Raw genomic sequence first — 26538 nt, forward strand, 5'->3', positions numbered from 1 at the left:
ACGGGGCGTTCACCGTCGCCAGCGCAAGGACCATGGCAGCGACGACAGGCGTCATTGCCTGCGACAACACAGCGATGGCCGACACTCCTCACAACAAGGATGGGTGACGACCGTAGCGGCGGGCTCCCCGGGATGCGCTCGGCATCGATTCGCAGATCACCCGAATAAGCAGCAACAGTCCGAATGGTGCTGGGTCTGGCCGGTTCCGGCAGCCCTGTTGCCCGTGGAGCCGCGCGTGACCTCGACGACGCTGCCCAGGTCGCTGAGTACCGGGCCGGACTGGGGCGTGTTCCGAAAGTGGCGTCGTCCGCCCGTCAGGGCGGGGCTGGGGGCGTCCGGTGCGTGCGATCGCACGGCGGAGGTTGGCCCCCCGTGCCGCCAGGCACAGGGGGCGAGAGCTCAGCGTGCTGCGCCGACGACCGACAACGCGGCGAGCGTGCGTGCCGGACGCCCCCAGCCAGGCGGGGCGTTCGAAACACGCCCTAGTTGCCGGGGAAGACCGTGCCGAGGGGCTTCCAGCCGTTCGGGCCCGAGGTGTCGCCGCCGTCGAAGAGCCAGGCGGAGACGGAGCCCGCGGGACCGGCCAGGAGGTAGTCGGCGTGGGTGTCGCCGTCGAAGTCGGCCAGCTCGACCCGGTTGTGGTCGGTGGTCACCCCGGTCGCCGTCCGGTCCAGGAACCGCCAGCCGCCGTGGCCGTCGCCGCCCCGGTTGAGGTAGGTGGTGACCGAGCCGTCGGGGGCTACGGCCCAGTAGTCGGCGCGGCCGTCGCCGTCGTGGTCGGCGAGGTGGACCCGGGTACGGTCCTGGGTCGTGCCGGAGGCCACCTGGCCCAGGGGGAGCCAGCCGGTGTTGCCCGTGGCGTCGCCGCCCCGGTTGAGCCAGGCGTTCACCGCGCCGTTGTCGGCGACGGTGAGGTAGTCCGCCCGGCCGTCGCCGTCGAAGTCCGCGAGCCGGACCTGCTCGGGCCGGGTGGTCGTGCCCGTGGCCACCGCGCCGATGCCCTGCCAGCCACTCGCGCCCACGACGTCACCGCCGTGGTTCAGCCACACGCGCACCGAACCGTCGGCCTGTATCACCCAGTAGTCGGCGCGGCCGTCGCCGTCGAAGTCGGCGAACCGGACCCTGGTGCGGTCGTTCGTGGTGCCGGTGGCGACCGCGCCGAGCGCCTGCCAGCCGCCGCCCGGCGTGCCGCCCCGGTTCAGCCAGGCGCGCACCTCGCCGTTGTCCGCGATGGTGAGCCGGTCGGTGCGGCCGTCGCCGTCGAAGTCGGCCCAGCGGACGGAACCGGTGCCGCCCGCCTCGTTCCCGGCCCGCGGGGCCTTCGCCCGGACGACCCATCCGTCGGTGACCGCCTGCTCCAGGGCGTCGTCGTACACCCGGGCCATCTTGCGGTACCCGGCGTTGTTGGGGTGGATGCCGTCAGGGAGTTCGGTGGCGACGTCCACGTCCGGCGCGTCGACGAAGGTGAACCGTTCCCCGCGGGCGCGCCGGTCGAACTGCTGGTCGCGGATGAGGTCGTTGAACCGGACGGTCTCCGCCGGGACCCCGGTCGTCTCGGTGAACAGGCCCTGGACGATGACGGTCACGCCGGGCCGGTTGGCGAAGAGCGTGTCGATCAGCTCCGTCATCCGGCGCGCGGCCTTGTCCGGAGGGGTGTGGTCGTTCTTCAGGTCGTTGATCCCGAGGTGGAGCAGGACCACGTCGGGATCCGCCGCCCGCTGCCACTGGGTGACCCGGGGCAGGATCCCCTCGATGGTCCAGCCGCTGTGCCCCTCGTGGTCCCCGTCCTGGACACCGCCGGACGAACCCGAGCCGACGAAGTCCGGCATGAAGCGGGACTGGCCGGCCATCAGCTCCCACAGCGGCGCCCGGTACCCGCCCCCGTTCGAGCTGAGCGCGCCCTCGGTGATCGAGTCGCCGAGCGGCATGATCCGTACCAGCGGAGGGGTGGGCGCCGGGGCGGCGACGGCGGGGGCGGTGCCCAGGAACACGGAACCGAGGGCGACCGAAAGGCCGGCCGCGACAGCGGTGGTGCGCTTCATCAGGGTGAGGTGCCTTTGCTGGAGGAGACGGTCCGACCGGGTGCGTCGCGTCGGCCCGGTCAGACTAACGAGCTCGTGCGCGGTAGGCGCCTTCGGCCATCGTGATCTCGTCGTTCTCTCGCACCGGCACCGTCAGCAGCAGACAGAGGCGAGTGAGGATGCGGAGCGCAGGAAGCTCTCCGGCGCGGCAGCAGTCGCCACAGGCGCTGCGGGCCTCCTCGGGATCGCAAAGGCCCGCGACGAGATCGTCGGTGCGCTCACCCCCACCGGCGAAGCCGATGCGCCGTATCAGGCCTCCGCCGTCACCTGCTCGGCCCGCAGGCGGGGCCGGTCCCGCTCATCTGCGATGGTCCGCTTCGAACCCAACCACGGGCATCGCCGGACCAGTTGGGCCGTCCGGCCCACGCGCACCGTCCCGGACCGCCATGCTGGATCACTCGACGAAGGAGCATCCGATGACCGTGCTGGCCGACGGCCCCGCCGTCGCTTCGCTCGACTTCCTCTCGCTGGAGATCACGTCCCGCTGCCAGCTGACCTGCCCCGGACACTGCTACGCCGAAGCCGGCCCGACCCTCGGTCATGGCCCGATGACCACCGCCGACTGGTTCCGGATCCTCGACGAGGCCGCGGCGATGGGGACGCGGACCGTGCAGATCATCGGTGGCGAGCCGACGCTCCACCCCGGCTTCGTCGACCTCGTGGAGCACGCGCTGCGGGCCGGGCTGCGGGTCCGGGTGTACACCAACCTCTACCGCGTGCGCGCCGAGCACTGGGCGCTGTTCGGGCACCCGCGGGTCAGCGTGGCCACCTCGTACTACAGCGACGACGCCGTGCGGCACGACACGATCACCGGGCGGACCGGATCGCACGCGGCGACGCGCGCCTCCATCGCCGAGGCCGTACGGCGGGGTGTGCGGATCAGGGTCGCGGTCATCGACCGGGGCGACGGTCAGCGGGTGCGGCAGGCCCTCGCCGAGATGCGGGCCCTCGGGGTGGGCTCGGTGACCGTCGACAGGGTCCGTGCGGTCGGCAACGCCGCCGGCGGGGTGCTGCCGTCCGCGTCGTCGCTGTGCGGGCGCTGCGGGGTCGGGAAGGCGGCGGTTCTTCCCGACGGGCGGGTGGCTCCCTGTGAGTTGGGCCGCTTCCTGGCCGCGGGCAACGTCCAGGAGACGTCGCTCTCGGCGGTCCTGGCCGGCCCCGAGTGGACGCGGGCGCGAGCGAGCGTTCCGGCCCGGACGTCGGCGGACCCGTGCGGGCCGGACTGCGGCCCTTCGGACGACAGCTCGGGTGGTGGCGGCTCCTGTGGACCGATGGGCTGAGACGACCGACGCAGACGAGGAGCGCTCATGGATTGGGACGCACACGCGACGCGGCTGGCCGGCGAGGTCGCCCGGCCCGGCTCCCGCTGGGGGGCCGCCGTCGCCGGGGTCCCCCGGCACCTGCTCGTACCCCGCTGGTACGAGAGGGACCGGGCGGGCGGCGGCCGGGTGGTCCGCGACGGCGCGGCCGACCCCGGCGCGTGGTTGGCCACCGCGTACAGCGACACCACGCTGGTGACGCGGGTCGGGGCCCTGCACGCCGACCACGCCGAACCCGGAACCGTCGCCTCCGGGGCGTCGACGTCGTCCTCGACGCATCCGGGCCTGGTCGTCGGGATGTACCGGCACGCGGAGATCGTCGACGGCTCCCGCACCCTGGTGACCACGGGCACCGGCTACGGCACCGCCCTCGCCTGCCACCGCCTCGGCTCCGACCTGGTCACGAGCGTCGACATCGACCCCTACCTCGTGGAAGCCGCTACCGACCGGCTCGCCTCCATCGGACTCCGCCCCGAAACCGCCGTCTGCGACCTCACCCAGGGCCCGCTGCCCGGCGAGTACGACCGGATCGTGTCGACCGTGTCCGTACCGGCCATTCCGGCCGCCTGGCTCAAGGCCCTGCGGCCCGGCGGCCGGCTGGTCACCACCATCACCGGCACCGGACTGATCCTCTACGCCGACAAGACCCCGGACGGCGGCGCCGTGGGGCGGACCGCCCACGAGCCGGCCTCCTTCATGAGCGCCCGCCAGGGCAACGACTACGAAGAGGCGGTCCCGGCATCCGTCTGGGCCGAGGCGAAGCGCGGCGACGGCGAGGCGGGCGTCAGCAGGCATCTGCTCGTGTTCGTCCCGGAGACCTGGAGCATCCGCTCCATGCTCCAGCTCCACACCCCCGGCATCGAACACCGCGAGCGTTGGTACCCGGACCGCAGCCACACCGTCTGGATGACCCACCCCGACGGCTCATGGGCCCGCGCCCACGCCACCGCCCCCAGGGAAGCCCCCACCGTGCACCAAGGCGGCCCCCGCCGACTGTGGGACCCCCTTGAAGACATCCTCGACCGCCTCAACTGGCTCGGGGAACTGCCCGTGTACGGCGCCCGCGTCACCATCAATCCCGACGGCGAGACCACCTTCACCCACGGGCGCTGGCAGGCCACTCTCTAGTGCTCTGACCGGGGATGTTCGCCGGGTTGGTGGCTGTGGGGCGCTTGGATGGTGAGTCGACGTCCGATACGACGGCTGGGGTCGTGGTGGCTGAACCTGTGGGTGTGCGCAGGTTGACCGACCAGGTCCTGTCCGGCGGATCATGACGTCGTAGGCTGCGGCGTATGCACAGCACGCTGACCGAGCACGCCCGATGTCTCTACGGAGACGAGTACCGTTCGACACCGGCGTGCGCTCAGGAGCACCGCGAGCACTACTTCGTCGAGGAGCTGACGTTCGCCGATGCGGAAGCGATCCTCTCGATGCTGCGGGAGCTCTGCCCGAACCTGGTCGACGGGCAGCTTCCGGTGTGGGTTCGCAACCTCGCCTATCGGCTCGTGCTGTTGCAGAGGCCGGACGAGCCGACTCTTCTGCGGGAGGCCGCGCAGAACCTGTGGCTGCATGGTCCGGACTGGGACGGCATCGCGGCGGAGCTCGCTCAGAAGGCCGAAGAGCTGGAAGCCCGCTGACGGAACCGGCTCGTCAGGGCTTGAGCCACAAGCGGATCGAGGCCACGGTGACGGTGCCGGTGAAGACGTAGGCGCGCTTGTCGTATCGGGTGGCCACGGCCCTGGAGTGCTTGAGCTGGTTGATCGTGCGCTCGACCTCGTTACGGCGCTTGTACATTTCCTTGTCGAACCCGGCTGGTCTGCCACCCATGCTGCCCCTGCGTCGGCCGTTGGCGGGCGATCGCCCGGGAAGCCTTCCGCTACCTCACCACACCGGTCACCGACCCGGACGTGTCCGATCTCCGGCCTGCACGCCAGGGCAACAGCACCCCTCACCACCGTCGCGGAGCATTTCGGCGTCTGGCCGGCAGTGATTTCCTGAATCGAACGCGGCACACGCCGCGAAGACGACCTCGCCAGTGCCTAACGAGGCTGGCTCACCGCGGCCTGACGGCTCCAGCAGCGGATTCACTCATAGGCGGTGGCAGCCTGAAGGGCTCTTGCCAGGAAGGTCCAGTCCCCGCCCTCGGGAAGCTGCTTCCCAAAATTCCGATACCAGCCCGGCGAGTCATCCATCCACGCCGCAAGGGCCTCAAGGAAGTGATCGAGGCTCTGGTTCTCCCACTCATGCCCCCGGCGGAGGTAGTCCTGGCGCAGTTCTCGGACGAAGGCGACCAGCTCGTCTCGGCCGCAGACCTCGCCGTCGGGAGTGAATGACATGGACTGAAGGTACCTCGCTCCTGCGAGCGCCTCCCGACCCTTGACGATCAATTAGGAGCATCAGTCCTGGCTCACCGGTCAACCGACACCCGGCCATGAGCCCTCGGCCAGGGGCCAGCAGATCCGCCGCCATATCCTTCTTCCGTGGCGAACTGGTGGCGGTCTCTCGGGCATGGGTTCTGGGCTCTGGATCGGGCCCTGGGCGGGCAGCAGCGTCCGACTCAGTTCCAGAGGTGGGTGGCTCGACATCCGGTCAAAGCCGGTCTGTGTGCGGCCATCCCGTCACGCTCGTCTTCGTGCTCTTCTTCTTGATGCTTTCGCGTGATGGGGATGTGGGACGGATCCTGAGCAGGGCCCGGAGCTGCCTGGGCGGCGGGGACATACGAGAGCAGGAGGAGGGCGGGGATGTCACGAAACCCGAGGGTGGAGTTCTTCAATGGCCCTGGTGGGATGTGCTTGAGCATCGTGTTCTATGGGTGGACAGCGGCCAGTAGCAGCACCGCCCCCTGGTTGAGGGTTGCTGCGACGCTTCTTCTGGCGGTCTGGGTGATGCTGCTGGCGAGGGATCTTTTGCGACGGGCTCGTGGCCGTAGGTCTCCTGAGCATCCGGATGAACCGGCATCTTGAAGATGGCGATGCTGTGGACGACCCGCCATCTGTAAGGGAGGTGGCCTTTGCCTCCCGCCCCGGCCTCACCTCCGTGGCCCTACAGCGGCCCGGGCGCAGCCGTTGCCGGTCCTGCCAGGGCACATGACGCATGGTTCCCAGGATGCCCTTCGATCCCTTGCCTTGCAGCATCTGTCGCCCGGGGATGCTGAGAAGTGGATTGGTCTGCTTCGCCCTGGCGTGCGTCTTGAGGTAGCGGCTGGCTCTGACGACGTGGCGGGGCGGCTCGGTGGCCTTCCAGCCTTGCCAGCCGCCTCGGAGTGGCCGGTGTGGGAGGGGCATGGTCCGCTCTCCTTCGTCGCCTCGATCGATTGTGCGGGACTGCCGACGGCCGCGGTGGACATCGATCTGCCCAAGGCTGGCACGCTGCTCTTCTTCTACTTCGACAGCCAGCTGGACGACGGCGAAGCCCCCGTTCTTGCTGAGGACCGGGAGAGCTGGGCGGGGGCTCGTGTGCTCTATGTGGCAGCTGGTGAGGAGGTCGTGGAACGCGGGACGCCTGCCGGAGTCGATTCGTACCCGGCGGCGCCGCTGACCGCGCGGCTGGAGATGACGGCGGCCGAGCCCTGGCATCCTCGAATACGGGACGCCTTCGCTGCAGGTGCCCCGCTCGGGAACCGGTACGACCACCTGGTCTGCTCGCAGGAGTTCCTCGAGGCGCTGTGGGAGTTCGACGACGAGGTGGGGCATCAGATCGGCGGCCATGCTCACTCGGTGCAGAACCCTGTGGAGATCGAGGTTGCGGAGGCGGTTTTGGACGGCGAGGTGTCCTGGGAGGACCCGCGGCTGTCCGAGGAGGCGGGCAACTGGGTGCTGCTGGCCCAGTTCGACAGCGAGGGCGCCGCGGACATGATGTGGGGCGATGGCGGAGCCCTGTACTGGCTGATCCGCCCGCAGGACCTGGCCGAGCGGCGCTTCGAGCGGGCGATGTTCACCTGGCAGTGCAGCTGATGACCGCGGCACCCCCCGCTTGGGGAGTCCAGTACACGCTTGGCCTGCCGAGCGAGGACGCTGCCCGCACCACCGCGGCCGAGCTGTTCGGGATGGGGCATCGTCTGACGGCAGTGCGCGTGCACGATCACTTCCGGATCGTTCCGTCGAGCTTCTGGTACGGCCGGCCGTCGATGGACCCGGAGCTGGAGGGGTGGTGGCAGGTCGGCTCGCTGGCCGTCTACAGCGGGTACGAGCGCTTGGCTCTCGAGCCGTTCTTTCGAAGCGAACGGATTCGGGTGGCCCATGTGGCCCGTACCCACGGCGGTTTTCAGCAGGGGTGCAGCGAGGGGCATGCTGCTGCGGCTTGCTGCTTCGGGGCTGGCTGCAGAGGTCGCCCTGGCCGATCGCATCACCGTACTCGGGGGTGTCTGGGAGGAGTCTACAGCTGAGTACCTGACACGTTGGGCCATCGGCAGCGAGCTGCCGAGACTGCTGTCCCGCTGGGAGGGCGAGAGCGATGCCGTCCGATTCGCTCTCGCCGCCCTCACGGCGCTCTGTGGCACTCGTGACCAGCACGCACTCTCAAGGCTGGCCGCTCTCCCGGCTCCAGCAGGCAGCTCCCGCCCCGATGTCGTGTCGCTCGTGGCAGCCCTGCTCAGCGACGACCGAGAAGGCTTGGTACCTGCACTGGACGGGCTGGTCTCCTGGCAGCCCGGCGTTGCAGAGAAGGCAGCCAGCCCGTACGTGGATCTTCAGAGTCTGGGACTGGCCATCCTTCCGGACCTCGTCCTCGAAGACGTGGCGTCAGGAATCGCAGCAGAGCGTGATCTGCCATAACTGAGCTTCTTCAGCGGGCCGGCCGGCGGCTTGAACCACACCTCAGCAGAGCACCGTCATACAGTGCCCGGACGGGACCGGGAGAGTTCCAGGAAGTCAGCCGCGGACGATGTTCTCGGCCTGCGGGCCCTTCTGGCCCTGTGTCACGTCGAACGTGACGCTCTCGCCCTCGACGAGCTCGCGGAAGCCGTTTCCGGAGATGGGAGATGCTGGAGTAGTGGGCGAAGACGTCCGGGCCGCCACCGTCCTGGGCGATGAAGCCGAATGCCTTCTCCGCGTTGAACCGCTTCACCGTGCCGCCGGCCATGCTGATGTCCTTCAGATCGAGGCCGCCACGTTGGGCGACCAGCCAGAGGCCGCGCCTGGTGTGGGAGTGGCGGATGTGGCCCCGTCGGAGCGGGGCAACCGCGATACCAAGCGCACGGCAGTGGCCGCAGCTCTCGAGGACGGTCCGTCCCGCCACCGTTCACGATGTCGACTCCGGAGCTGACGCGAGCTTGATCCTGTCCCAGGGTGTGACAGCAGCACGCACGGGCCCGTTGTGTCTGTTGATGTGAGGGTCGGTGCTCGATTGGCGTATTGCGTCATTCCGGTAGCCGTGGTCTTTCACTCTGCTGCTCGTGGGAGCGTGCCGTGCTCAGCGCCGGCTGCTGATCCTTGGTGCGGCAGCAGCCCACTCCCAGGAAAGAGAGAGCAACATGACCGTGCCCGCTCCCCACCACGCTCCGAGCCGCCGTCGCGTCTGTCAGGCGGCCGCCCTGGCTCTCCTGCTCACGTCCTCGGCGTTCGCGGCCGGGCCCGCCACCGCGGCCGACGGTTCCGACGGCTCGCACGGAGGCGGCGCCAAGCCGACGGTGGTCCTCGTGCACGGCGCCTTCGCGGACGCGTCGGGGTGGAACGACGTGGTCGACCGGCTCCAGCACGACGGGTTCCCGGTCGTCGCCCCGCCGAACCCGCTGCGCGGCCTGAGCAACGACTCCACGTACGTCGCCAGCATCCTCAAGAGCATCAAGGGCCCGATCATCCTGGCCGGACACTCCTACGGCGGCGCGGTGATCAGCAGCGCCGCGGCCGGCAACCCCCACGTCAAGGCGCTCGTCTACATCGCCGCCTTCATGCCCGACAAGGGCGAGTCCCCGGCCGAGCTCTCCATGAAGTTCCCTGGCAGCGACCTGGGAACCGCCCTCAGGCCCGTCCCGTACACCGACAACACCGGCAGCGGCACGGACCTGTACATCCAGAACGACAAGTTCCACAGCGTGTTCGCCGCCGACCTGCCCGACGATCAGACCCGGATCATGGCGACCGAACAGCGACCCGTGACGGCGGCCGGGTTCGCGGAGAAGGCAACCGTGGCGGCCTGGAAGACCATCCCGTCCTGGTTCCTGGTGTCCAAGCATGACAAGGCGATCGCGCCCGACCTGGAGCGGTTCGAGGCCAAGCGGGCGAAGTCCCACACGATCGAGATCGACTCCTCTCACGTGGCGATGATGTCCCACCCCGACGTCGTCACCCACCTGATCCGGAAGGCCGCCTGGGCCACCCGCTGACGCGGCCGGCACGCCCACCAAGCCCCGGCCGCCCACACCGACGGTGTCGTCGACGACAGGTACCTGCGCCGAGTCCCCACTCCACACGACTCCGTCGGTCAACGGCTCGTCATCTCGGACGCCGACTACAGGGAGGCAATCGGCGACGCCACCGCCCTATGCCTTCGCCCACTTCCGGCCGAAGGCGGACCGCCAGAACGGTGCTCCCCTCCGCCCGAAATGCTCACCATCCTCGACGGCTGCGCGAAGTACACCAGCGACTGGGACGACTTCTACGGCTGACCTCTGCGCTGCTGTCCTACCGGGCCAGGGCCTGAAACGGGGCGAAAGCCACGGCTCGATCACGGCCCGATCCCCGTCTTCAGGCGGGCTGCAGGGCGGGCGTTGCCGGAGCGGTCGCGGCCCTGCGGGTCTCGCGGAGGATCAGCAGGCCGTTGAGCATCATCAGCGTCGCGGTCAGGCAGTGGACGCCGAGCGCCGTGGCCACGGAGCCGTGGTGGGCCAGCACGTTGGCCATGTCTCCGTACGCGGCGAAGGCTTCCACCAGCAACACCCAGCCCAGTGCCCGGCGGTGGCCCGTCACCAGCAGGACGCCCAGGACCAGGGCCAGGACGACGTCGCGGATTCCCTTGACGACGAGGAATCCGTCGCCGTCGCCGGGTGGCCAGCTCGGCAGGCCGTAGCCCGGCGCCGGCGTCTGCGGGCTCAGGATGTACTCCGTCCCGAACCAGAGGATGAAGAGGATGAAGGTGGCGGCCAGGACGGTGTTGACCTTCTTCAGCGACATGGGTCCTTCTCCTTGCGAGTCTTCGTCGGCTTGGCTTGGTGAGCTTGGTGAGCTTCGTGGAGCTTGCCGAGTTGTGGGATCTGAGCGGCATCCCGGGGGAGCGCAACTCCGGCTGCCCTCCCCCGGGATGCCGCTGTGTCATACGTCGATCTGCTCGAAGATGTGCGGGTACGACACGATGTCGTCAGGGAACTCGGCGGCCATGCGCTGGAACTCCGGGCTGCCGAACGCCGTAGCGAGAGCCTCGGTCGACTCCCAGACCGCGACGTTCATCAGGAGTTGGCTGTCCGCCGTCCCCTTGTGCATCTGCAGAGAGACGCATCCCGGCTGAGCCTTCATGAACTCCGCCTGCCTCCGAAAGAGGGCCAGGAACGCTTCAGTCCTCTCCTTTGGGACGACGAAGGTGTTGGCCAGGACAATGGGCCCGGTCTTCTCCTTGAACTGCGCGAACATCGGCGTCTTCGGGTCCAGGCTCTGCAGCTTGGTCATCTTCGGTACTTCCTCTCGCTATCGGTCAGTAGATGGAGGTGCTGGTGCCTTCGGGCACACGGCCGAGCGATTTGCGGCTGACAGCCGGGCGGGTGAGCCCACGGGCTCATGGCGTGGCCGAGCTGGCGGCTGTCCTCGGGAAGCGCGTCGAGGATCCGGTTCGTGATCAAGGCAATGGATAGCCCCACCCCACCATCAGGCCGCCGATCACAGTGGTGCCGATCGCGAGCGCGCTGAGCATGCCCACCCCCGAACAATCTAGCGTTGCTAGGTGATGATGCAACGCTAGTACTGCCGACGCTTGATTGTCTAGCGGCGCTAGAATGCGAAGGGTTACCGCGACCCTCGCCTCACGCAACAGCAAGGTCACGGAGCGGCCCAAGTGGCCAATTGGGGACGAACGGACTCCGGCGACCAGTACGGCACCACGTCGGCCGAGTACAAGGCCGTCCAGGACGCCTGGGCCGGCGTCGCCGCCGGCGCCCGCTCCACAGTTGAATCGGAGCGCCCGGTGAGTAGCTGAACCGGGGCCTCCTCATGCTGCCCGGCCTCGATGCCAGGCAGCGCCCGATCCGCAAGCTCCACGGCGGCTCCAACACCGCACGCCGCTCCAGGACACCCACGGTCGGGCCACGGATCCACCGAGACCAGCGGCCTGGTCGGGGACCGGGTCCGCCACGTCGCGCCGCTCCAGCACCCGGACCACTTGATCGTAAGAAGGACCGCGTCGAACACCCCTAGGCGATCGCCGTCGGACAGGTCACACCTCCGAGGCTGGTGAGCCCGAAGGCGCCTTCTGCCCGGACGAGTTCGGCCGACTCAACCTGATTCTGCCGCTACCTGCGCAGCCTCTTCCCAGGTGGCATCCGGATCGCGATCGTGGCCGACAACTATTCCCCGCACCTGGCCACAAGAAGGTGCCAGCGAGTCGGCATCTGGGCCGCGGCGAACAACGTCGAGATCGCCTGTACGCCGACCACAAGGAGCGGGATAGCAGGATCCGCCGCTACATCATCCGGCGAAACCGCCACGCCGACGATCGCCGCCTACGCGGCGTCGTCGACAGGGCCAACGCTGCCTGACCCGCGCTATACGCCAGTGCTCCCGTCGATGCGTTCCCGGAGCAGATCCGCGTGTCCGTTGTGGCGGGCGTACTCCTCGATCATATGGACGTAGATCCAGCGGAGACTCACGTCCTGCTCCATGAAGCGACCGGTGTCGGCCAGCGCACGGCCGGCGCAGTGCTTCCGTGCGCTGGCGATCTCCGCGTGCCAAGTGACGAGGGCATCGCGCAGGGTGGCGCCCTTGGCGAGTTCGAAGCCGCCGTCGGGGGCATCCGGGTTGGCCTGTGGGTCGTAGATCGGCGGGGCCTGCTCTCCGGCGAACACGCGCCGGAACCAGTTCCGTTCCACCTCTGCCATGTGCTGAACGAGGCCGGTCAACGTGAAGTCGGATGGCGGCACGGACGCGACCGCGGCCTGCTCGTCGTCCAGGCCCTCGCACTTCATGGCGAGGGTGGTCCGGTGGAAGTCGAGCCAGCTTTCGAGCGTGATGCGCTCGTCGGCGTTCAGCGGCGGCATGGGCCGTTCGATAGCACTCATCAGTCGATTATCGACATCGGCCGAACCTCCCGACGGGCAGGGCCGACAGCAGGGCGAACGTTACCCGATGCAGCACTAGCAGATACCCGGTCTGACCTGCGAAGACAGCTGAGCTGGTTCGGCTAACAGGCCCCACCCTCCGCCGCCGCTTCTGCCCCGACTGCGGTATGCATCTGGTGTCCCTGACCGTCGGCTCCGCGGCACGCCGCCGGCGCCCGGGCCTCCAACCTCAACCCTCGCGCCTGGGTCGCCGAAATCGGCGACTTCCTCACCTGCCACCTTCAGGACCAGTACGGCCTCGACCCGGCTTCCCTCCGGGCCTGGCCGTCCGGGCTCCACCGCACCTCCGCCGACCTCACCCCACCGACCAGGGCCGAAGCCGAGCGCATCGTCCGCGGCCTCGGCATCCCCGCCGGCCGACCGGTTGTCGCCGCGTTCGGTCGCACCGACCACACCAAGGGCCTCGACATCCTCATCAAGGAGCTCGCCTCGCTGCTCGTACTGACGAACATCGAGGCCACTACCGGCAATTGACCTCTACCGCAGGTAGCCCACGACAGCACATGCCTCCGGAACAGCGTCACTGAGCCGGGATCGGCTGGGTGAGGTTCACCGGGTTGCCGTCGGGGTCCTGGATGTGGGCGACGCGCTGTCCCCACGGCATGTCGTTGGGGCCGCTGCGGACCGAGCCACCCAGCGCCTCCACCCGGCCGAGCGTCTCGTCGACGTCGTCGACACCGATGCTGAGCAGGATCCGCGGCGCTGCCCCGGTCCCCGGGTCCGCCTTGGCCACCAGCCCGAGGTCGGTGTCGCCGATGCGCAAGCCGATGTAGAAGGCCGGGCCTTCCGCCGGTACCCGGAAGATCTCCTCGGCGCCGAACAATTTCGTATAGAAGCCGAGCAGAACGTCGTGGTCGGCAGTGATGATCACTGGCTGGATGGTGGACATGGCACTCCTGTCGAGAACGGTCGTGTCGCTGGGTAGACCGTTCGAGGACGGTGAACTCATCGGCAAAATCCACCCCGCCGGACGATCTACAGCACAGACCGCCGCCCACGACCAGCACGAGCACCCCGAAACGAAGACACGCCACCCCGCTGACCAGCCACTTCAAGATGGCGGAGCTTCACTCACGTGGTCTCCGCGCGAGCGGGGGTGTTCCGAAGGAGCGAGCCTCTCTTCGTTTGAAGGTGACATCAATGGATTCCGTCAGGACTCTTGAACGCCCTCATTCGCTCCTAGCCTTCAGGGGCCTTGCCTTGGCCGGGCAGCTTGCGGCCCAGCCGCCGGCCAAGTCGGGAAGAGGCCGGACAGCCTGGCCCAGCGAGGAGGCGTTCGCGGGTGTCGCCGTCTGCAGCGCTGCTCCGCTGTGAACACCCTGGCCGCACTCAGGTCGATCCGGGCCGTCCGCCCGGACGGCGCTCCGATCCAGGTCATCGTGGACGACCTGTCCGCCCACAAGGGCGACACAATCCGGCGCTGGGCGAGGATGAACCGGGTCGAGCTGTGCTTCACCCGGACTTACATCTCCTGGGCCAACCCGATCGCGGCTCACTTCGGGCCGCTGCGGCAGTTCACGATCGCCAACTCCAACCACCGCAACCACACCGAGCAGACGCGGGCTCTCCATGCCTATCTCCGCTGGCGCAACCAGAACGCTCAGCACCCTGACGTTCTCGCGGCCCAGTACAAGGAACGTGCCCGTGCCCGAAGCCAGAAGGGCACCGTTAGGCAGGAGGCGAGCCAGGGGCAGCCTTCCTGCGGAAGAGGCACCGACCTGCCTTGCAGTCACAAGCAGGATCAGCGGTCGTCCTCGGCGTCGCTGACGAGACGGCCACGGTGGCCTGCGGGCCATCGCTCATCCACGTCGGAGGCGACTGACCGGCATGTCGTGCAGGCTGTCGCCCTCAGGGGGACCACGAGTACCGGTAGCCGGTCGGCCCTTCCCGCTCGATGTTCACACCGCACAGCGTCACCGTGATCACGGCGGCATGCTCGACCTCAGCCTCGGCCCACCGCGTGAATCTGAAACAGCCCCGAGCACGCCCGCTGATCACGCTGGCGCGCCCGAGAACTCCGTGATCCTCGACAGAGTCAAGCTCAGGTCAGGCCGCGACCAGGAGAGAAGTGACCGTGTTGATCGTCAGGGAGGAGGTGGGTGGGCCCGGGGCTGCGGCGAGGCGGAGGGTGGGGAAGCGGGTGAAAAGGGCCGAGAGGGCCGTGCGGAGCTGGAGGCGGGCAAGGGGAGCGCCCACGCAGAAGTGGGGGCCGCGGCCGAAGGCCAGGTGAGGGCCGCCGCCCTCCGTGAGCCGGAAGACGCCGCCCTCGCGGGAGGGGTCGCGGTTCGCCGCCGAGTAGCACAGCAGCAGGGCGTCACCGGCGCGGATCCGCTGCCCGCCCAGCGTCACGTCTTCGCGCGGGAAGGCGAAGGGCAGGGCGAAGACACTCGAGTCGTAGCGCAGACCCGCCTCCACTACCTGGTCCCAGTGCACAGTCCCGTCGAGGGCACGTGCCAGCTCGGCAGGATGCTCGAGAAGGGCGCGCACGGTGTTGACGAGGGCGGCCACGGTCGTGTCGAAGCCGGCCGCGAGGAAGAGCCAGAGGGTGTCCCGGGCCTCCTGGCGGCTGAGTCCGTCGGCGGAGTCGGCCGACTCGTTGAGTGCCGCCACGAGTCCACCCTCCTCCCCGACCGGCCGTTCGAGAAGGAGGTCGAGGTACGCGCGGATCTCGGCGTTCAGCAGGCGCGACTCCTGTGCGGTGAGGGCCGCCCGGGACAGGGCGCGGAAGACCAGGGATGTGGCCCGGGGCCGCTCCTCGTCGGGTACGGCGAGCAGCGAGCACAGCACGTCGAGGGCGAGCGGCAGGGCGAACTCCGTGCGGAGGTCGACCGGTCGGGCGGCCGGGTCGATGCCGTCGAGCAGCCGCCCGACGGCGCCGGTGACCGACGGTGAGAGCGTCTTCACTTGGCGGGGTGCGAACGCGCCCGCCGCCACCCGCCGCAGCCGAGTGTGGTCCGCGCCGTCCGCAGTCAGCATCCACTGCCGGGTGAGGTGGGCGGTCATCGGCCAGTCGGCAGGGATCTCGCCGTCCCGCAGCGCCCGCCAGTGCGCGGGCGAGCGGGCGAAGATCGGCTGGGTGAGAGCCGCCTCCAGTTCGGCGTAGCCGACGACGGCCCAGCACTCGACACCGCCTGGCCAGCGGGCCGGGACGACGCTGCCGCGCGCCCGCAGGACTCGCGCTTGCTCCTGGAGGTCCATGTGTGGGTCGAGGGTGACGGGGTCGAGGGTGACGCGGTCCGGCCCGATGAGGTGCCTCCCGAGTGACAAGTGACAAGTGACAAGTGGCGAGTGGCGAGGAGTGTGGGGCGAGTGGTGGTGGACGTGCGGGCGAGCTCTGCGGGATGCTCCGGAGCCTGCCCTTCAGGACGGGATCAGGACCGCCTTGACCACCTCGCCGCTCGCCATATCCTGTTCCGCGCGGTCGATCTCGTCGAGCGGGTAGCGGCGGATCAGCCGGTCGAAGGGGAACCTGCCCTGCTGCCAGAGGTCGATCAACTGCGGTACGAACAGTTGGGGTACGGCGTCCCCCTCGATGATGCCCTTGATCGAGCGGCCGGACGCGATGAGCAGCGGGTCCACCGTCAGGTCGCCGCGCTGGACGCCGACCAGGCCGCACGATCCCTCGCTGTGGAGCCCGCGGACGAGCGAGGTGATGACCGGGGGAAGCCCCGTGGTGTCGACCGCGTGGTCGGCGCCGCCGGTGATCTCCAGGATTTCCTCCGTGAGCGTGCCCGAACGGCCGTCGAGGGTGTGGGTCGCGCCCAGTTCCTCGGCCAGCTTGCGTCGTAGGGGCAGGACGTCGACGGCCACGACGACGGTGGCGCCCACGGCCCGCGCGGCCATCACCGCCGCAAGCCCGACCGCACCCGTACCGGCCACGACGACGCTGGAACCAGCGCGTGCGCCCAGGGAGTTGACCACCGCGCCTGCCCCCGTCTGGAAGCCGCAGCCGAGCGGCCCGAGGAGTTCCAGCGGCAGCGCCTCGGAGACCGGGACGAGGGCTCGTACGGGGACCACGGCGTGCGTGGCGAAGGAGGACTGTCCGAACCAGTGCGCCGACATCTCCTCGCCCGCGGTGTCCTTGGCCGCGCCCGTGCCGTCGGGCCGACGGCCGGACAGGTTGCGGGGAAAGAACGTGGCGCAGCCGGCCGGGCGGGCGGAGAGGCACGCGCGGCAGGTCCCGCAGGAGTCGAAGGACATGACCACGTGGTCGCCCGTGGACACCTCGTGTACCCCCGGCCCGGTCGCCAGCACCGTCCCGGCCCCTTCGTGGCCCGCGATGAGTGGCAGGGCGACGCCGAGCCGGTCGGTGCGGGGCAGGAGGTCGGTGTGACAGAAGCCGGTGCCGGCCACCTGGATCAGGGCCTCACCGGGACCAGGCCCGTCCAGGATGACGTCCTCGACGCGGAAGGGGAGCGTACGGGAGCGGAGCACCGCCGCCCGGGCCGCTACCCTTGTCCCGCCGCCGGCCGTCACAGCTTGGCCTTCGTGCCGTCCCAGAACGCGTCCGCCCACACGTCCCCGTACAGCCAGTTCCCGGGGGACTCCGCCTCCGGGCTGGTGTAGAAGTCGCGGTGCGCGCGCAGGACGTCCGCCATCGGCAGGCCCGCATCCTCGCCACGCAGGCCCATGAGGTCGGCGGCGAGGCGGATGTTCGCCGCAGGGGTGCCCATGCCCCGCTGGAACGCGGCGAACTCGGGGAGACGCACGATGCCGTCGTCGTCCCGGTCCACGGCCGCCCAGGTGGACTCGCCGACGGGCCGGAAGTACGCGTCGTAGTCGGCCATGCCTCCGGACAGGGCTTTCGCCATGGCCTCGCGCCACTCCTCCGGGGTGATCCGGCGTTCAGGGGCCCAGCCGGTGACGGACGCCATGTGGTCGCAGAATGCCTGCACGGCGGTGTGCACGGCGAGGGCCTTGGGGCTGCCGAGCGGCTCACCGACATAGATCAGGATGCGGGTGAAGAGGATCGACACGTCGGCGAGTTCGATCAGGGCGTCCTGGTCGCGGTCGGCGTGCGCGAAGCACACGTCGACCTTCCGCTCGATCAGCCGGGAGCCGATGTCATGAGGAGTGCGCATGAAGGTTTCTCTCCGGAGAGGGGACGAAGGCGGCCGCACGGCGCGTGCGGGAGGAGGGGGCGGTGAGCGCGTTCACCAGGGGGACGAGCGTGTGCCGGTCTGCGACGGTCCAGCCGCCGTCCCGGGCCAGAGCCCGCAGGGCGTCGTCGGGCTCGAACGCGACCGGGTGCCCGACCGACCCGAGCAGGGCGTGGTCGGAAGCGCTGTTGCCGACAGCCAGAGCGGTACGGAGGTCGGTGCCGAGTCTGACGGCGAGCGCGCGCAGGAGCTCGGCCTTGACCTCGGGGACGGCCGGCAGGGAGAGGAAGCGGCGCGTGTAGGCGCTGTCGGCACCCGTCGCGAGCCTCATGCCGAAGCGGTGGTCGATGCCGAGTTCGCCGGCCATCCGGTCGACCATCTCCTGTGGGCTTCCGGACAGCAGCACCGGCGTGAAGCCGTTCCGGCGCAGGTTCTCCACCAGGGGGGCGGTGCTGTCGAGGAGCAGATGGCGCACCCGGCGCCAGGCGGTGTGGGAGGCCCGCACGGCGTCCGTGTGCCGTACGCCCTCCACGGCGCGGGCGTACGCGTCGCTCGCGGGTCCTGTGGTGTCGCGGAACCGGTCGCCGGCACTGCGGTGGGCGTGCATGGTGTCGCGCACGTGCCGGACGGCGGAGGCGCCTATCAGGCCGGAGGCGCGCAGTTCGTCGAGTAAGGAGAAGCCGAGGGTCCCCTCGTAGAGGGTGCCGTCGACGTCCAGTGCCGCTATGCTCATTCGGCTTTCCCGGGACTCGGCCCGTGGGTGTGAGGTGTGTGGGATGTGCCGGGGGGGCAGGGCCGGCGGGCGGACGCGGTCGGCGTTCTTCTCCGGCCCTGCCGTCGGTGGATCAGGCGGCCTGGAAGTCGGCGCCGAAGAGCCAGTTGCCGTTGTCGTTGACGTCGGTGCTGGTGTAGAAGTCGCGGAAGGCGATCATCAGCTCCTCCACCGAGAGCGTGCCGTCCTTGTCGAGGTCCAGCTTCTCGAAGCCGAGGCGGGCATTCTCCGGGGTGGTACCGAAGGCGAGCTGGACGGCACTGAACTCGGCGGCGGTGACCTCACCGTCGTCGTCGCGGTCGCAGAGCTTCCAGATGGCCGTGGCGACGGGGCGGCTGGCCGCGTCGAAGGCGGCGGGCGAGCCGACGATCCGACGCATGCCGACGCGGTACTCCTGCGGGTCGATCTTCCCGTCCTTGTCGGTGTCGAGCTCCGACACCATCCCCTCCCACCAGTTCTGACAGACCCGCAGCATTTCGGTGGCCTTCGGGGAGTCGAAGGGCTCGCCGACGGCGGTGATCACGCGGGCGGCGAAGGTGAGGATGTCGGCGGCGTCCACCACGCCGTCCTTGTTCTGGTCGGCGTGACCGAAGCACATGTCGAACTTGCGGTCGAGAAGGTCGTTCTGCGGGGCGATGGTCATGCGTATTTCCCTTACATGGCGACCGCACGGCTGTCCGGGTGAACGGCCGTGCGGATCAAACAGAGTCGGGTTGAGTGTACGAATCGGACCGGTCTCGATTTTCCCCGCGGAAGGTTTATTCACTCCAAAGACTGATTAAGCCGTTGACCGCTGGTCGGTGGATGAATAATCGTTTCCCTGACTGAAATTGATGCCACATCAACCCAGCCCAACCATGCGGGAGATGCCTTCACGGGGCGAGCCTGGCCGTGAAGGGATTGGATCCCCTGGCTGATTCACGCTGGATGAATCTCCGGCCGCATGCGCCGAACTCACACATTCGTTCGTAAGGGCTGGAGCCTTCCGGCGGTCAGGCAACTCCCCACGATGCACGTGATCTCAGCTTCACGTAATTCCCCACCCACGTGGCCGTGTCCCCCAACGGGGCGGCGCTCGCGAAAGAGCCGCAGCGAAGTCCCGGCGGCGGGCGAACTTTTCGTACGTCGATTGGTTCGCCAACCTGGCTGGTCTGCCGCCAACTTCGACCGCCGTCATGCGGCGATGGCCGGGCGTCGCACTCGGAGCGTTAGCGAGCTGGCCCTGACCGAGCGCCCCCCGCTGAACTCGACGACGAGTACGACATCCTCGAATACGGCGACAAAACCGGCACGGCTGGTGCACGTGGACCAGTACTACCTGCGGACCGACACGATCGCCGCCGCGAACGGCCGGCTGGTAGCGGCCTAGGTGCGGATGCCGATCACCGCGCACTGGGGCGAGGGCCTGCTGGCCTCGGTGGACGGGCCGCGGTTCATGGTGCCCAAGCGCACGATCAGCGCCGGCCCGTCGCCGAAGTACTACCACTTCAAACGCGGCACCACATGGCTGATCACGGTGAACGGGCCGGCGGTTCCGGTCGTTTCTGCACAGGCGGGCGTGGACGCACGCCGAGGGGCCAGTGGCGCTGTTCAACCAGACGGTGGGGTGGCGCGGCCCGACCTCGGTCTCCAACCCATTAGCACCCTGGAGGGTCCTTCAACCTCCGTACGGCGTTGCCTCATTGCACCGTGCCAGGGCGCGGGCGGTGACGGCCGTCGCGAGCGCCCCGGCAGCGCCACTTCGGACAGACCATCAGCTCGGACAGGGAGAACGTGGCGGTGGCCTCGGGGGCTGGGGGAGGCCAGGTACGCGCGGGTGATGTCGACGCCCCCGTCGGCGACTTCGCGGCGGGATTCCAGCGCGTCCAGGGCTTCGCGCAGCCGCAGCCGTTTGCACGCGCATCGACACTCGGGTGACGACCTCCCACTGACACTCCACTGCAGAGCATCACGTGCAGTAGGCATCCCGCGAGGTGTAGCCGAGCGGGGCCCAGTGCGGGTGCGCGGCCTCGACCCCGGGCGGTGAGAACCGCCACGGAGTGCCGGACGTCGTCCATCGCTGCGCACAGACCCGCCGTCATCGCGCGCTCCTGTGCGGTGGTCAGCAGTTCCTGCGCCATCACGGCCGTCAGGACACCGCTGTCCTACTGCCGGGAAGACCGTGGCGGCCGGCGATGGCTGGTCAGGCTCTGGTCTGTGAGGCGGGAAGTGTTACTCGCGTTCACGGACCAGAGCCCTGGGGCCTGAGGCTGCCCCCGGTCTCCCGGATCTCGAAGTCCAACGCACCCCTTGAAGCTGGGGTGTTGCAGCGACCACTAGAACCTGAGCGGAACCGGGGACTTGCTGTTCAGGTACTTATTGTGATGCCCCTTGAGAACGGCGGCGCACCCATTGGTTCACGCCCTCCGTAAGTAGCGCGACAACAACGACGGCCGCCAGTCTCAGCCACCAGGGGAAGTCGAACAACTTGTCGCAGGTGAATGCGACGCCGATCCCGAATGTTACGGTGAGCAGCAAGGGTAGGTTCTTGGCTTCGCCGCGGTGAGCCATCTGGATTGGTCACTTTCGATATTTGAATCAGTGGAAAAGCTGCCAGATATCGTAGAGGTTGTAGGCGACGCCGGAAGCCTTGAGCGAACCCTTGACGTACCAGGGAAGACCGTCGAACCACTTCTTGAATGCGCTGTACGGCTTGCCGACGGCGGAGCTGAAGCCCTTCACCTTCTCCAGGAGTTTGATCAGCGGGTCGAACTTGCCGTAGGTCTGGGGAGCGGTGCCGTTCGCGATCGACTGGAGTTCTGCGCGCTCCGAGGGGCTGAAGCGGGCGCTCTCGTACCTGAGGAGGTTCGCGGCGAGCTCTCGGGCCGCCTGCTCACTGGTCATGCTGGTGGTCGAGCTGGATGTGGCGGAGGGTGACTCGCTGGGAAGATGACGTCGTGACAGGTGGTTTCACGCCGGGTGAGGGCAGGCGGGGCCGCGCAGCGGGCTGGCTGCCCTCACCCGGCTCAGAGACTATCTTTGGAGAGGATCAGGTCTTCTTTTCACTTCCAGACTTGGAATGCACCACCGTTGCAGCGGTGGGTGTAAACGGCGCCTTCGCGGTTGCTGTCGAGACACAGTCCTGTCTGCCGATTGACCAACTGCATGCCATCTCCCTTCCAGTTTTCCTTCCACTGCTGGTAGTAATTCGCCGGGGAGGAACAGGGTTCGATGTAGACGCGGCCGATTCCATTCCTGTCGGCGTACCAGCTAGCGAGGCAGTAGCCGTTGAAATACGAGTTTCTGGTCGTGATCTTGAAGGAACCGTTTGGGCTCTCAAGGTTGCTCTGCGAGTCGTCCCAGCGGGTGCTGTAGTGCTTCCCATCGAAGATGCCCACCATCTGGCAACGCAGTGCTGACCCTGCATCGGTGTAGACCTGGGCGTTGTTGTAGACCACGAGGCATCCACCGGTTGCCTTGTTGCGCCAGACAATGTTCTCGGACGCCTGAGCTGGGGTGGAGAATCCCACGAGCAGTACGGGAGCCAGGATTGCCGCCAGAACGGGCGTGCGCTTGGTGAACGCCTTAATCACTTTCTTCTCCTTCTTCAGATGCGGAGAGTCCGCGCACAGGAGGTTGCGAGTACTTCCTGTGCGCGTTGAAGTGCGGGAGTCGAACCGGCCGACGCCGGTCTCTTACGAGGATTTCGTTGTTCCTTGCCGCTCCCACAAGCGTGATGAGGGCGAGCGCCGCCCACGACCGATACGACCGCGAGACCGTCATCCGGTCCGGCGGTCCTCCTCGACGCCCGCAACGCACCGCACCGGCCGGCGCCGGACGATCCTTTGCGAGGGAGTTCGACCAGGCGGGGCGGTGCGCACCGTCTATGGACGGGGTCGGTGCAGGAGGAGGGCAGGGAGCGCGCGTTCTCCCATGTGGTCAGGCTGCCCCTAGAGCGTGCGGCGCAGGGTTGGTCGGCCTGGAGACGGCTGTGGTGGAGCTCGACGCCCGGTACGAGGGCGAGGAGACCAGCAGTGCCAGGCAGGAAGGAGGGCCCCGGCCGGATCAGGTCGGGGCCCTCGGCAACCACCTGTCCCCGTTGAGGCCGCGTGGGCCGCGGTTCAGCTGACGGGGGGCGAGGAGGTGATGAACGAGATGTTCGTCAGGATCGGTGTCGAAGGCGGTGCCTTCTAGCCCCGGTAACCACAGCTCCCCCAATAAGAGCTGCCGTCCCTCCCGTCCCGAGCGCCCATGCAGTGCCTTTGCCTGTGCCGGTTTCAGCGAGGGCGCCGGCTGCGCCGTTCTGCTCGGGACGGCCTTCCGTGGGGACGACCGAGCCGCCCTTTTCAGGTTCAGGGCGCGGATGAGGATCTGACGTGGGATCGGAGGAGGGTTCACCGTTGCCCGGCTCCGCAGCCCCCGGGTCCTCCTTGCCCGGCTCCTCCTTGCCCGGGTCGGGGGCTGTGATCTTGGTGCGGGACGGCTCGGACGCTTGCCAGTGCGGGCCATTGATCCGGGCTATGAGATTGGCGGTGTCAGCCGGGGGAACGTTCGGGCCGACCTGGACACGAATCGGTACGACGACTCGCGACGCGGGAAAGCCGACCCCCTGTACCAACGTGGTCGTCGAGAAGGTCCCGTCCGAGGTGGGGGGTTCGGCATCGCGCCATGCGCCGTCGAAGAAGGCCTGGACCCGGTAGTCCTCTGGTTTCGACGCTGCGGGGAAGATCCTCAGGCTCAGCTTGTACGGGTCGTCCTCCTTCAGCGCGCCGTTGGAATTGTCCACGATCAGGTGGGCCTGCGCCCAGTCGCCCCCGGCCTCCATTTTCTCGGGGACGTCCTGCCAGGCGAACTCCGCAAGGCGCGGCCAACGCGCGCTCGCCGCAGGCCGACCGCTCGTCTTCTCGCCGGCCTGCCGTGCGGGATCCACGGACACGGCCGGCATCTCCTGCGTGGCGTCCGGCTCCCGCTGCTCAGCGGCTTTCGCAGCAGTCGTTTTCCGCGGCAGCGGCAGCCAGGCAGACGGACCAGCCGGCCCCGGCTGGTCCGTACTGGCCGTAACCGCGCCGGGGGTTGGGCGGTCCCCGTCAGCGACCCCGTCCAGCTCCGGCACAGCGTCCGGGGCAAACACGGCAGGCTCCGCCACGGCGACTGGCGCGGCCAGGAACGGCGCCGGCGCCAGCACCCCGGCCGCAGCAGCGAGAACAACTCTTCCCAAACGCACAAGTACTCTCAATCTCTCTTATGACTTGCCGGGCCGACGCCCAGCCTGCGCGCAGTATTCACGGTGAATGCCTCTCATCGAGATGAAGTTCGGTCTGCTACGAGGGGATCCGAGCGGTCCTCCGGCGCCCCGCGAAAACGATCTTTGACCAGCCCAACAGCTCATCTTGCACCTAGGCCCGCGATAAGCGAACAGCCTCGGCTTTCGGCCTCCCATCGACGGCGAAGAGTCAAGATGCTTGTCTCTCCCGGAGTGCAGAATGGCTTGCACGGTCCCCCGGCGTAGCAGTCGACTCTTCGGCGACATGAAATATGCCAGCACCGACAGGTCTCCGGCGCGAGATTCGGGCGCAACTTAATGCAAGGGGCAGCTTCATCAAGTTGCACACCGCACGTGCCGGGATCTGCAGCAGGGCTTCGGCGTAGTCGGTGTCGGTGGGCGCCCATTTTGTGATCAGGCGCGGCCGAGGAGTGCGAGGGGCCGGCGGGCGTCGCGTGCGTTGCGGCGGAGGCCGGCGGCAATGTTCTTGACGCCGCTCAGCCGGAGGGCGCCGACGGCGAGGTTGCGCCAGGTCGCCATCGCGCGGGGTGCGTTGCCGGTCCACAGTGGGGAGGCGTCCTCGGCGAAGGTGGTGTTGCGGACGTGGTGCAGGGCCTCGATCTTCCAGTGGTCGCGGATCAGTCTCGCGAGTTGGACGGGGTGGCCTGCTCAGCGGTCAGGCTGGTGACGCGTAGACGGTCGCGATGGTGGTCTTGCCGGTCTTCAGGTCGGTGCGGCGGCGTTTGATCTGGACGGCCTGGCGGGCGCCGGGGAAGAGCAAGTTGTTCACGGTGGCGACCTTGATCCGGCGGAGCTCTGCGCGGCCGTGGCCGGTGCCCCGGGTGCGGCCCTGGAACGGGATGTCCTTCCAGGGAAGGGACTTCAGCTGCTTGCGCAGCTTCTTCTGGTTGCCCTTGACGATCGCGATGTCATGGGCCCCGCGGCCCAGGAGGTAGGTGGCGTGCTCGCGTTGCGTATGGAGCGCGTCGCTGGTGACCACGGTTGTGGCCAGGTCGGCGGCGGTGTCGAGCAGCGGCTGGAAGCGGGTGACCTCGCCGGTCTTCTCGCCGACGTCGAGCTGGGCCAGGACCAGCCCGGTGGTGTGCTCCACCGCAGCGAGTAGGTGGATCCTCCGCCCCTGGGCCTTCGCCGCACCGCGCAGGGACTTGCCATCCACGGACAGTCCCCGCAGCCCGGTGCTCTCGGGCCGGCGGTCGGCAAGCCATCCGCCCACCGCCAGGTCCAGGGCATCACCGTCGATGCGGGCGAGCAGCCGGCGGACCGCCGCCTCCCAGGGCACCAGCCTCCGCGGCCGTACTAGATCGGGGCGCACGCCGAGTCGCTCCCGCACGTGCGGGAGCGCGTCCGCGATCCACTCGCCGGCCGCCAGCAGCGAGGTCGCGCCCGTCAGCACCGCGTACGCCGGTCAGCGTGAGTACGACGGCCAGGGCATGGCGCACGCCGCGCGGATCGCGCGGATCTGGCACCTGAGCCAGCCGCTCCAGCAGGCCGGGCACCTGCCCGGGCCCGACGTCGGACTGCTCGCGGAGCCGGTCAAAGGCAGGGTGAATCAGGGATGACGCGTCGGCAGGCACGGTCTTCCAGGCAGGTCACGGGCGTAGAGCACTCCATGATCACGGGAACCTTGCCTGCATCGCCCCCGGTCACAACGACGCCGTATTCTGGCCCGCCACCCAGGTCGGCCATGCACGACGGGTGTTCGGCAGGTCGGGGCGGTCAAGGAGCCAGAGCACATAACCGGCGTGGCACCGGGCCCACGGACTGTCCGAATCAGCTGCCCGATCGAGCCTGCCCCGTAGGTCAGCGCTGTCGACAGCCCGGGCAACCCGCACGTATTCGCGATCCTTGCAGCGATACGCCCGGTGGACGACGATCTCGACCAGGTCGGTGAGCTTCGCCTTGATCGCCTCGTCCTGGCGAGCGCGGGCCACCTCCCGGATCAGGCTCTGCTTCGTACCCCACTCCTTCGCATGCCGCGTCCACTCCAGGGGGTACCTCGCCTCCCACTCCAGGAAGAGCAACACATAGGGCAGCCCTGGCCACGTCGCCAGATCCCCGTCCACAGGACCACCCCACACCCCATCAGGCAGCGAACGCCTCTGGGCTTGCCGATGCCTCCGGCGCGCCTGCGCAAAGGCCGGCTCCCGGTACTGCTCGTCCACTCCCAGGGGCCGCGTGAGCAGCCACATCTCGTGGGACCGGATGAGCGCGTCCGTGACCTTCCTCTGGGCCTCCGCCAGATGGACGAGCGCCGCACCTCTCACAGCCGGATCCTCCGCTATGAGCCCGAACGCCCAACCCAGCCGCTCAGCCCATGCACAAGCGTCGTCCGCATCTGTACCCGCCTCTTCAGCCACGCACGGGATCATCTCCTGGCGCAGTCGGCTCGCTCCACCCGATAATGCGGGAGACGCAAAGGCTCCGGGGCGCAACGGACCTGATCAGCAACCGCCCGCTATCCCTCACCGCGGGAGCTGTGTGCCTTGTCTGCGATCACATGATCGGGACGGCTACGTGGGCGGCCGGGACCAAGGCGGGGGACGCGCATGCCGTTCAGCAGCGGTTGCGCACAGACACTGTCATGGCGTTGGCCAGGGGTGATCAGCAGGGCCAAGGGCCTGCCGCCGCTGTCGCAGGCAAGGTGAAGCTTGGTGGTCAGACCTCCGCGGGGCCGACCGAGGGCCTGACCGTCCGCTTCGTCCAGTGGATGCATCCCCCTTTTCGACCGGTGGCGGCGGCGTGCTG

24 protein-coding genes and 7 pseudogenes are annotated in these 26538 nt (G+C 68.7%); 10 read left to right on the forward strand and 21 right to left on the reverse strand.

Annotated elements, in window-relative coordinates; genetic code table 11:
- Positions 1-482: 482 nt before the first annotated feature.
- Entirely contained in the window at positions 483-2042 is a 1560-nt protein-coding gene (locus tag AB0Q96_RS34800) for an FG-GAP-like repeat-containing protein (protein ID WP_365332599.1), read from the reverse strand.
- Positions 2043-2497: 455 nt separating this feature from the next.
- Between AB0Q96_RS34800 and AB0Q96_RS34805 the strand changes: the two genes are divergently transcribed.
- From AB0Q96_RS34805 to AB0Q96_RS34815, 3 genes are all read left to right on the forward strand, one after another.
- Positions 2498-3361, forward strand: coding sequence for a radical SAM protein (locus AB0Q96_RS34805; protein ID WP_365332601.1), 864 nt, complete (start codon positions 2498-2500; stop codon positions 3359-3361).
- A gap of 27 nt (positions 3362-3388) precedes the next feature.
- A complete protein-coding gene (locus tag AB0Q96_RS34810) occupies positions 3389-4528 on the forward strand; it encodes a methyltransferase domain-containing protein (protein WP_365332603.1) in 1140 nt (379 codons plus the stop codon).
- A gap of 164 nt (positions 4529-4692) precedes the next feature.
- Positions 4693-5037 carry a hypothetical protein gene (locus tag AB0Q96_RS34815; protein WP_365332605.1) on the forward strand — a complete coding sequence of 115 codons (345 nt, stop codon included), beginning with the start codon at positions 4693-4695 and terminating at the stop codon, positions 5035-5037.
- A gap of 13 nt (positions 5038-5050) precedes the next feature.
- Here the strand turns inward: AB0Q96_RS34815 and AB0Q96_RS34820 are convergent.
- A pseudogene (locus AB0Q96_RS34820) lies at positions 5051-5248 on the reverse strand (transposase); the annotation flags it as partial.
- A gap of 236 nt (positions 5249-5484) precedes the next feature.
- A complete protein-coding gene (locus tag AB0Q96_RS34825; RefSeq protein ID WP_365332607.1) occupies positions 5485-5736 on the reverse strand; it encodes a hypothetical protein in 252 nt (83 codons plus the stop codon).
- A gap of 909 nt (positions 5737-6645) precedes the next feature.
- Between AB0Q96_RS34825 and AB0Q96_RS34830 the strand changes: the two genes are divergently transcribed.
- The gene (locus tag AB0Q96_RS34830; RefSeq protein WP_365332609.1) at positions 6646-7353 is read left to right on the forward strand and encodes a YwqG family protein; all 708 of its coding nucleotides are present in this window, start codon (positions 6646-6648) and stop codon (positions 7351-7353) included.
- A gap of 333 nt (positions 7354-7686) precedes the next feature.
- Positions 7687-8172, forward strand: coding sequence for a hypothetical protein (locus tag AB0Q96_RS34835; RefSeq protein WP_365332611.1), 486 nt, complete (start codon positions 7687-7689; stop codon positions 8170-8172).
- 96 nt (positions 8173-8268) lie between these two features.
- On the opposite strand, the pseudogene AB0Q96_RS34840 reads toward AB0Q96_RS34835, so the two are convergent.
- Positions 8269-8479: pseudogene (locus tag AB0Q96_RS34840) on the reverse strand (cold-shock protein).
- Positions 8480-8870: 391 nt separating this feature from the next.
- Between AB0Q96_RS34840 and AB0Q96_RS34845 the strand changes: the two are divergent.
- On the forward strand, positions 8871-9722 hold the full coding sequence (locus AB0Q96_RS34845) for an alpha/beta hydrolase (protein ID WP_365332613.1): 852 nt from the start codon (positions 8871-8873) through the stop codon (positions 9720-9722).
- 361 nt (positions 9723-10083) lie between these two features.
- Here the strand turns inward: AB0Q96_RS34845 and AB0Q96_RS34850 are convergent, their stop codons facing one another.
- The 3 genes and pseudogenes from AB0Q96_RS34850 to AB0Q96_RS34860 form a co-directional block, all read right to left on the reverse strand.
- Positions 10084-10509, reverse strand: a complete 426-nt coding sequence (locus tag AB0Q96_RS34850; RefSeq protein ID WP_365332615.1) for a DUF4267 domain-containing protein — start codon at positions 10507-10509, stop codon at positions 10084-10086.
- Positions 10510-10647: 138 nt separating this feature from the next.
- Positions 10648-10998: an antibiotic biosynthesis monooxygenase family protein gene (locus tag AB0Q96_RS34855; RefSeq protein ID WP_365332617.1), complete on the reverse strand. Its 351-nt coding sequence runs from the start codon at positions 10996-10998 to the stop codon at positions 10648-10650.
- A 110-nt stretch (positions 10999-11108) separates the two neighbouring features.
- Positions 11109-11239 (reverse strand): annotated as a pseudogene (locus tag AB0Q96_RS34860) (DUF1772 domain-containing protein); the annotation flags it as partial.
- Between the two features lie 141 nt (positions 11240-11380).
- On the opposite strand from AB0Q96_RS34860, the gene AB0Q96_RS34865 reads away from it, so the two are divergent.
- Together AB0Q96_RS34865 and AB0Q96_RS34870 are read left to right on the forward strand one after the other, a co-directional pair.
- On the forward strand, positions 11381-11521 hold the full coding sequence (locus AB0Q96_RS34865; RefSeq protein WP_365332619.1) for a hypothetical protein: 141 nt from the start codon (positions 11381-11383) through the stop codon (positions 11519-11521).
- A gap of 305 nt (positions 11522-11826) precedes the next feature.
- Positions 11827-12080 (forward strand): annotated as a pseudogene (locus tag AB0Q96_RS34870) (IS630 family transposase); the annotation flags it as partial.
- A 6-nt stretch (positions 12081-12086) separates the two neighbouring features.
- Here AB0Q96_RS34870 and AB0Q96_RS34875 read toward each other — a convergent pair.
- A complete protein-coding gene (locus tag AB0Q96_RS34875) occupies positions 12087-12599 on the reverse strand; it encodes a DinB family protein (protein ID WP_365332621.1) in 513 nt (170 codons plus the stop codon).
- 580 nt (positions 12600-13179) lie between these two features.
- Positions 13180-13548 carry a VOC family protein gene (locus tag AB0Q96_RS34880; RefSeq protein WP_365332623.1) on the reverse strand — a complete coding sequence of 123 codons (369 nt, stop codon included), beginning with the start codon at positions 13546-13548 and terminating at the stop codon, positions 13180-13182.
- A 424-nt stretch (positions 13549-13972) separates the two neighbouring features.
- Between AB0Q96_RS34880 and AB0Q96_RS34885 the strand changes: the two are divergent.
- Positions 13973-14323: pseudogene (locus AB0Q96_RS34885) on the forward strand (IS630 family transposase); the annotation flags it as partial.
- 382 nt (positions 14324-14705) lie between these two features.
- Here AB0Q96_RS34885 and AB0Q96_RS34890 read toward each other — a convergent pair.
- The 5 genes from AB0Q96_RS34890 to AB0Q96_RS34910 form a co-directional block, all read right to left on the reverse strand.
- On the reverse strand, positions 14706-15926 hold the full coding sequence (locus AB0Q96_RS34890) for a cytochrome P450 (RefSeq protein WP_365332625.1): 1221 nt from the start codon (positions 15924-15926) through the stop codon (positions 14706-14708).
- A gap of 93 nt (positions 15927-16019) precedes the next feature.
- The gene (locus AB0Q96_RS34895) at positions 16020-17093 is read right to left on the reverse strand and encodes an NAD(P)-dependent alcohol dehydrogenase (protein ID WP_365332627.1); all 1074 of its coding nucleotides are present in this window, start codon (positions 17091-17093) and stop codon (positions 16020-16022) included.
- Between the two features lie 38 nt (positions 17094-17131).
- Positions 17132-17740: a hypothetical protein gene (locus AB0Q96_RS34900; RefSeq protein ID WP_365332629.1), complete on the reverse strand. Its 609-nt coding sequence runs from the start codon at positions 17738-17740 to the stop codon at positions 17132-17134.
- Positions 17724-18491, reverse strand: coding sequence for a haloacid dehalogenase-like hydrolase (locus AB0Q96_RS34905; RefSeq protein WP_365332632.1), 768 nt, complete (start codon positions 18489-18491; stop codon positions 17724-17726). The genes AB0Q96_RS34900 and AB0Q96_RS34905 overlap by 17 nt, the downstream gene beginning before the upstream one ends.
- A gap of 112 nt (positions 18492-18603) precedes the next feature.
- Positions 18604-19173, reverse strand: coding sequence for an EF-hand domain-containing protein (locus AB0Q96_RS34910; protein ID WP_365332634.1), 570 nt, complete (start codon positions 19171-19173; stop codon positions 18604-18606).
- A 645-nt stretch (positions 19174-19818) separates the two neighbouring features.
- Between AB0Q96_RS34910 and AB0Q96_RS34915 the strand changes: the two are divergent.
- Positions 19819-20556, forward strand: a pseudogene (locus tag AB0Q96_RS34915) (Tn3 family transposase); the annotation flags it as partial.
- A 551-nt stretch (positions 20557-21107) separates the two neighbouring features.
- On the opposite strand, the gene AB0Q96_RS34920 reads toward AB0Q96_RS34915, so the two are convergent.
- From AB0Q96_RS34920 to AB0Q96_RS34950, 7 genes and pseudogenes are all read right to left on the reverse strand, one after another.
- Positions 21108-21413 carry a hypothetical protein gene (locus tag AB0Q96_RS34920; RefSeq protein WP_365332636.1) on the reverse strand — a complete coding sequence of 102 codons (306 nt, stop codon included), beginning with the start codon at positions 21411-21413 and terminating at the stop codon, positions 21108-21110.
- Positions 21414-21571: 158 nt separating this feature from the next.
- Entirely contained in the window at positions 21572-22102 is a 531-nt protein-coding gene (locus tag AB0Q96_RS34925) for a ricin-type beta-trefoil lectin domain protein (protein ID WP_365332638.1), read from the reverse strand.
- A 569-nt stretch (positions 22103-22671) separates the two neighbouring features.
- Positions 22672-23445: a hypothetical protein gene (locus AB0Q96_RS34930; protein WP_365332640.1), complete on the reverse strand. Its 774-nt coding sequence runs from the start codon at positions 23443-23445 to the stop codon at positions 22672-22674.
- Between the two features lie 741 nt (positions 23446-24186).
- Positions 24187-24312 (reverse strand): hypothetical protein, encoded by a 126-nt coding sequence (locus AB0Q96_RS34935; RefSeq protein ID WP_365332642.1) that lies wholly within the window; start codon positions 24310-24312, stop codon positions 24187-24189.
- Positions 24313-24448: 136 nt separating this feature from the next.
- Positions 24449-25186, reverse strand: coding sequence for an ISAs1 family transposase (locus AB0Q96_RS34940; RefSeq protein WP_365332644.1), 738 nt, complete (start codon positions 25184-25186; stop codon positions 24449-24451).
- A 250-nt stretch (positions 25187-25436) separates the two neighbouring features.
- Positions 25437-26150: a hypothetical protein gene (locus AB0Q96_RS34945; protein ID WP_365332645.1), complete on the reverse strand. Its 714-nt coding sequence runs from the start codon at positions 26148-26150 to the stop codon at positions 25437-25439.
- A gap of 107 nt (positions 26151-26257) precedes the next feature.
- Positions 26258-26473 (reverse strand): annotated as a pseudogene (locus tag AB0Q96_RS34950) (transposase); the annotation flags it as partial.
- Positions 26474-26538 lie beyond the last annotated feature (65 nt).

This window comes from Streptomyces sp. NPDC093111 (genome assembly GCF_040683955.1).
Lineage (GTDB): Bacteria > Actinomycetota > Actinomycetes > Streptomycetales > Streptomycetaceae > Streptomyces.

What these genes read in the sequence shown, in the direction of transcription:
- AB0Q96_RS34835 (WP_365332611.1), top strand. Translation starts at nt 7,687, where the DNA reads ATGCTGCTGCGGCTTGCTGCTTCGGGGCTGGCTGCAGAGGTCGCCCTG.
- AB0Q96_RS34850 (WP_365332615.1), bottom strand. Translation starts at nt 10,509, where the DNA reads ATGTCGCTGAAGAAGGTCAACACCGTCCTGGCCGCCACCTTCATCCTC.
- AB0Q96_RS34935 (WP_365332642.1), bottom strand. Translation starts at nt 24,312, where the DNA reads ATGGCGACCTGGCGCAACCTCGCCGTCGGCGCCCTCCGGCTGAGCGGC.
- AB0Q96_RS34875 (WP_365332621.1), bottom strand. Translation starts at nt 12,599, where the DNA reads ATGAGTGCTATCGAACGGCCCATGCCGCCGCTGAACGCCGACGAGCGC.
- AB0Q96_RS34805 (WP_365332601.1), top strand. Translation starts at nt 2,498, where the DNA reads ATGACCGTGCTGGCCGACGGCCCCGCCGTCGCTTCGCTCGACTTCCTC.
- AB0Q96_RS34900 (WP_365332629.1), bottom strand. Translation starts at nt 17,740, where the DNA reads ATGCGCACTCCTCATGACATCGGCTCCCGGCTGATCGAGCGGAAGGTC.
- AB0Q96_RS34800 (WP_365332599.1), bottom strand. Translation starts at nt 2,042, where the DNA reads ATGAAGCGCACCACCGCTGTCGCGGCCGGCCTTTCGGTCGCCCTCGGT.
- AB0Q96_RS34910 (WP_365332634.1), bottom strand. Translation starts at nt 19,173, where the DNA reads ATGACCATCGCCCCGCAGAACGACCTTCTCGACCGCAAGTTCGACATG.
- AB0Q96_RS34855 (WP_365332617.1), bottom strand. Translation starts at nt 10,998, where the DNA reads ATGACCAAGCTGCAGAGCCTGGACCCGAAGACGCCGATGTTCGCGCAG.
- AB0Q96_RS34815 (WP_365332605.1), top strand. Translation starts at nt 4,693, where the DNA reads ATGCACAGCACGCTGACCGAGCACGCCCGATGTCTCTACGGAGACGAG.
- AB0Q96_RS34905 (WP_365332632.1), bottom strand. Translation starts at nt 18,491, where the DNA reads ATGAGCATAGCGGCACTGGACGTCGACGGCACCCTCTACGAGGGGACC.
- AB0Q96_RS34810 (WP_365332603.1), top strand. Translation starts at nt 3,389, where the DNA reads ATGGATTGGGACGCACACGCGACGCGGCTGGCCGGCGAGGTCGCCCGG.
- AB0Q96_RS34920 (WP_365332636.1), bottom strand. Translation starts at nt 21,413, where the DNA reads ATGACCAGTGAGCAGGCGGCCCGAGAGCTCGCCGCGAACCTCCTCAGG.
- AB0Q96_RS34880 (WP_365332623.1), bottom strand. Translation starts at nt 13,548, where the DNA reads ATGTCCACCATCCAGCCAGTGATCATCACTGCCGACCACGACGTTCTG.
- AB0Q96_RS34845 (WP_365332613.1), top strand. Translation starts at nt 8,871, where the DNA reads ATGACCGTGCCCGCTCCCCACCACGCTCCGAGCCGCCGTCGCGTCTGT.
- AB0Q96_RS34825 (WP_365332607.1), bottom strand. Translation starts at nt 5,736, where the DNA reads ATGTCATTCACTCCCGACGGCGAGGTCTGCGGCCGAGACGAGCTGGTC.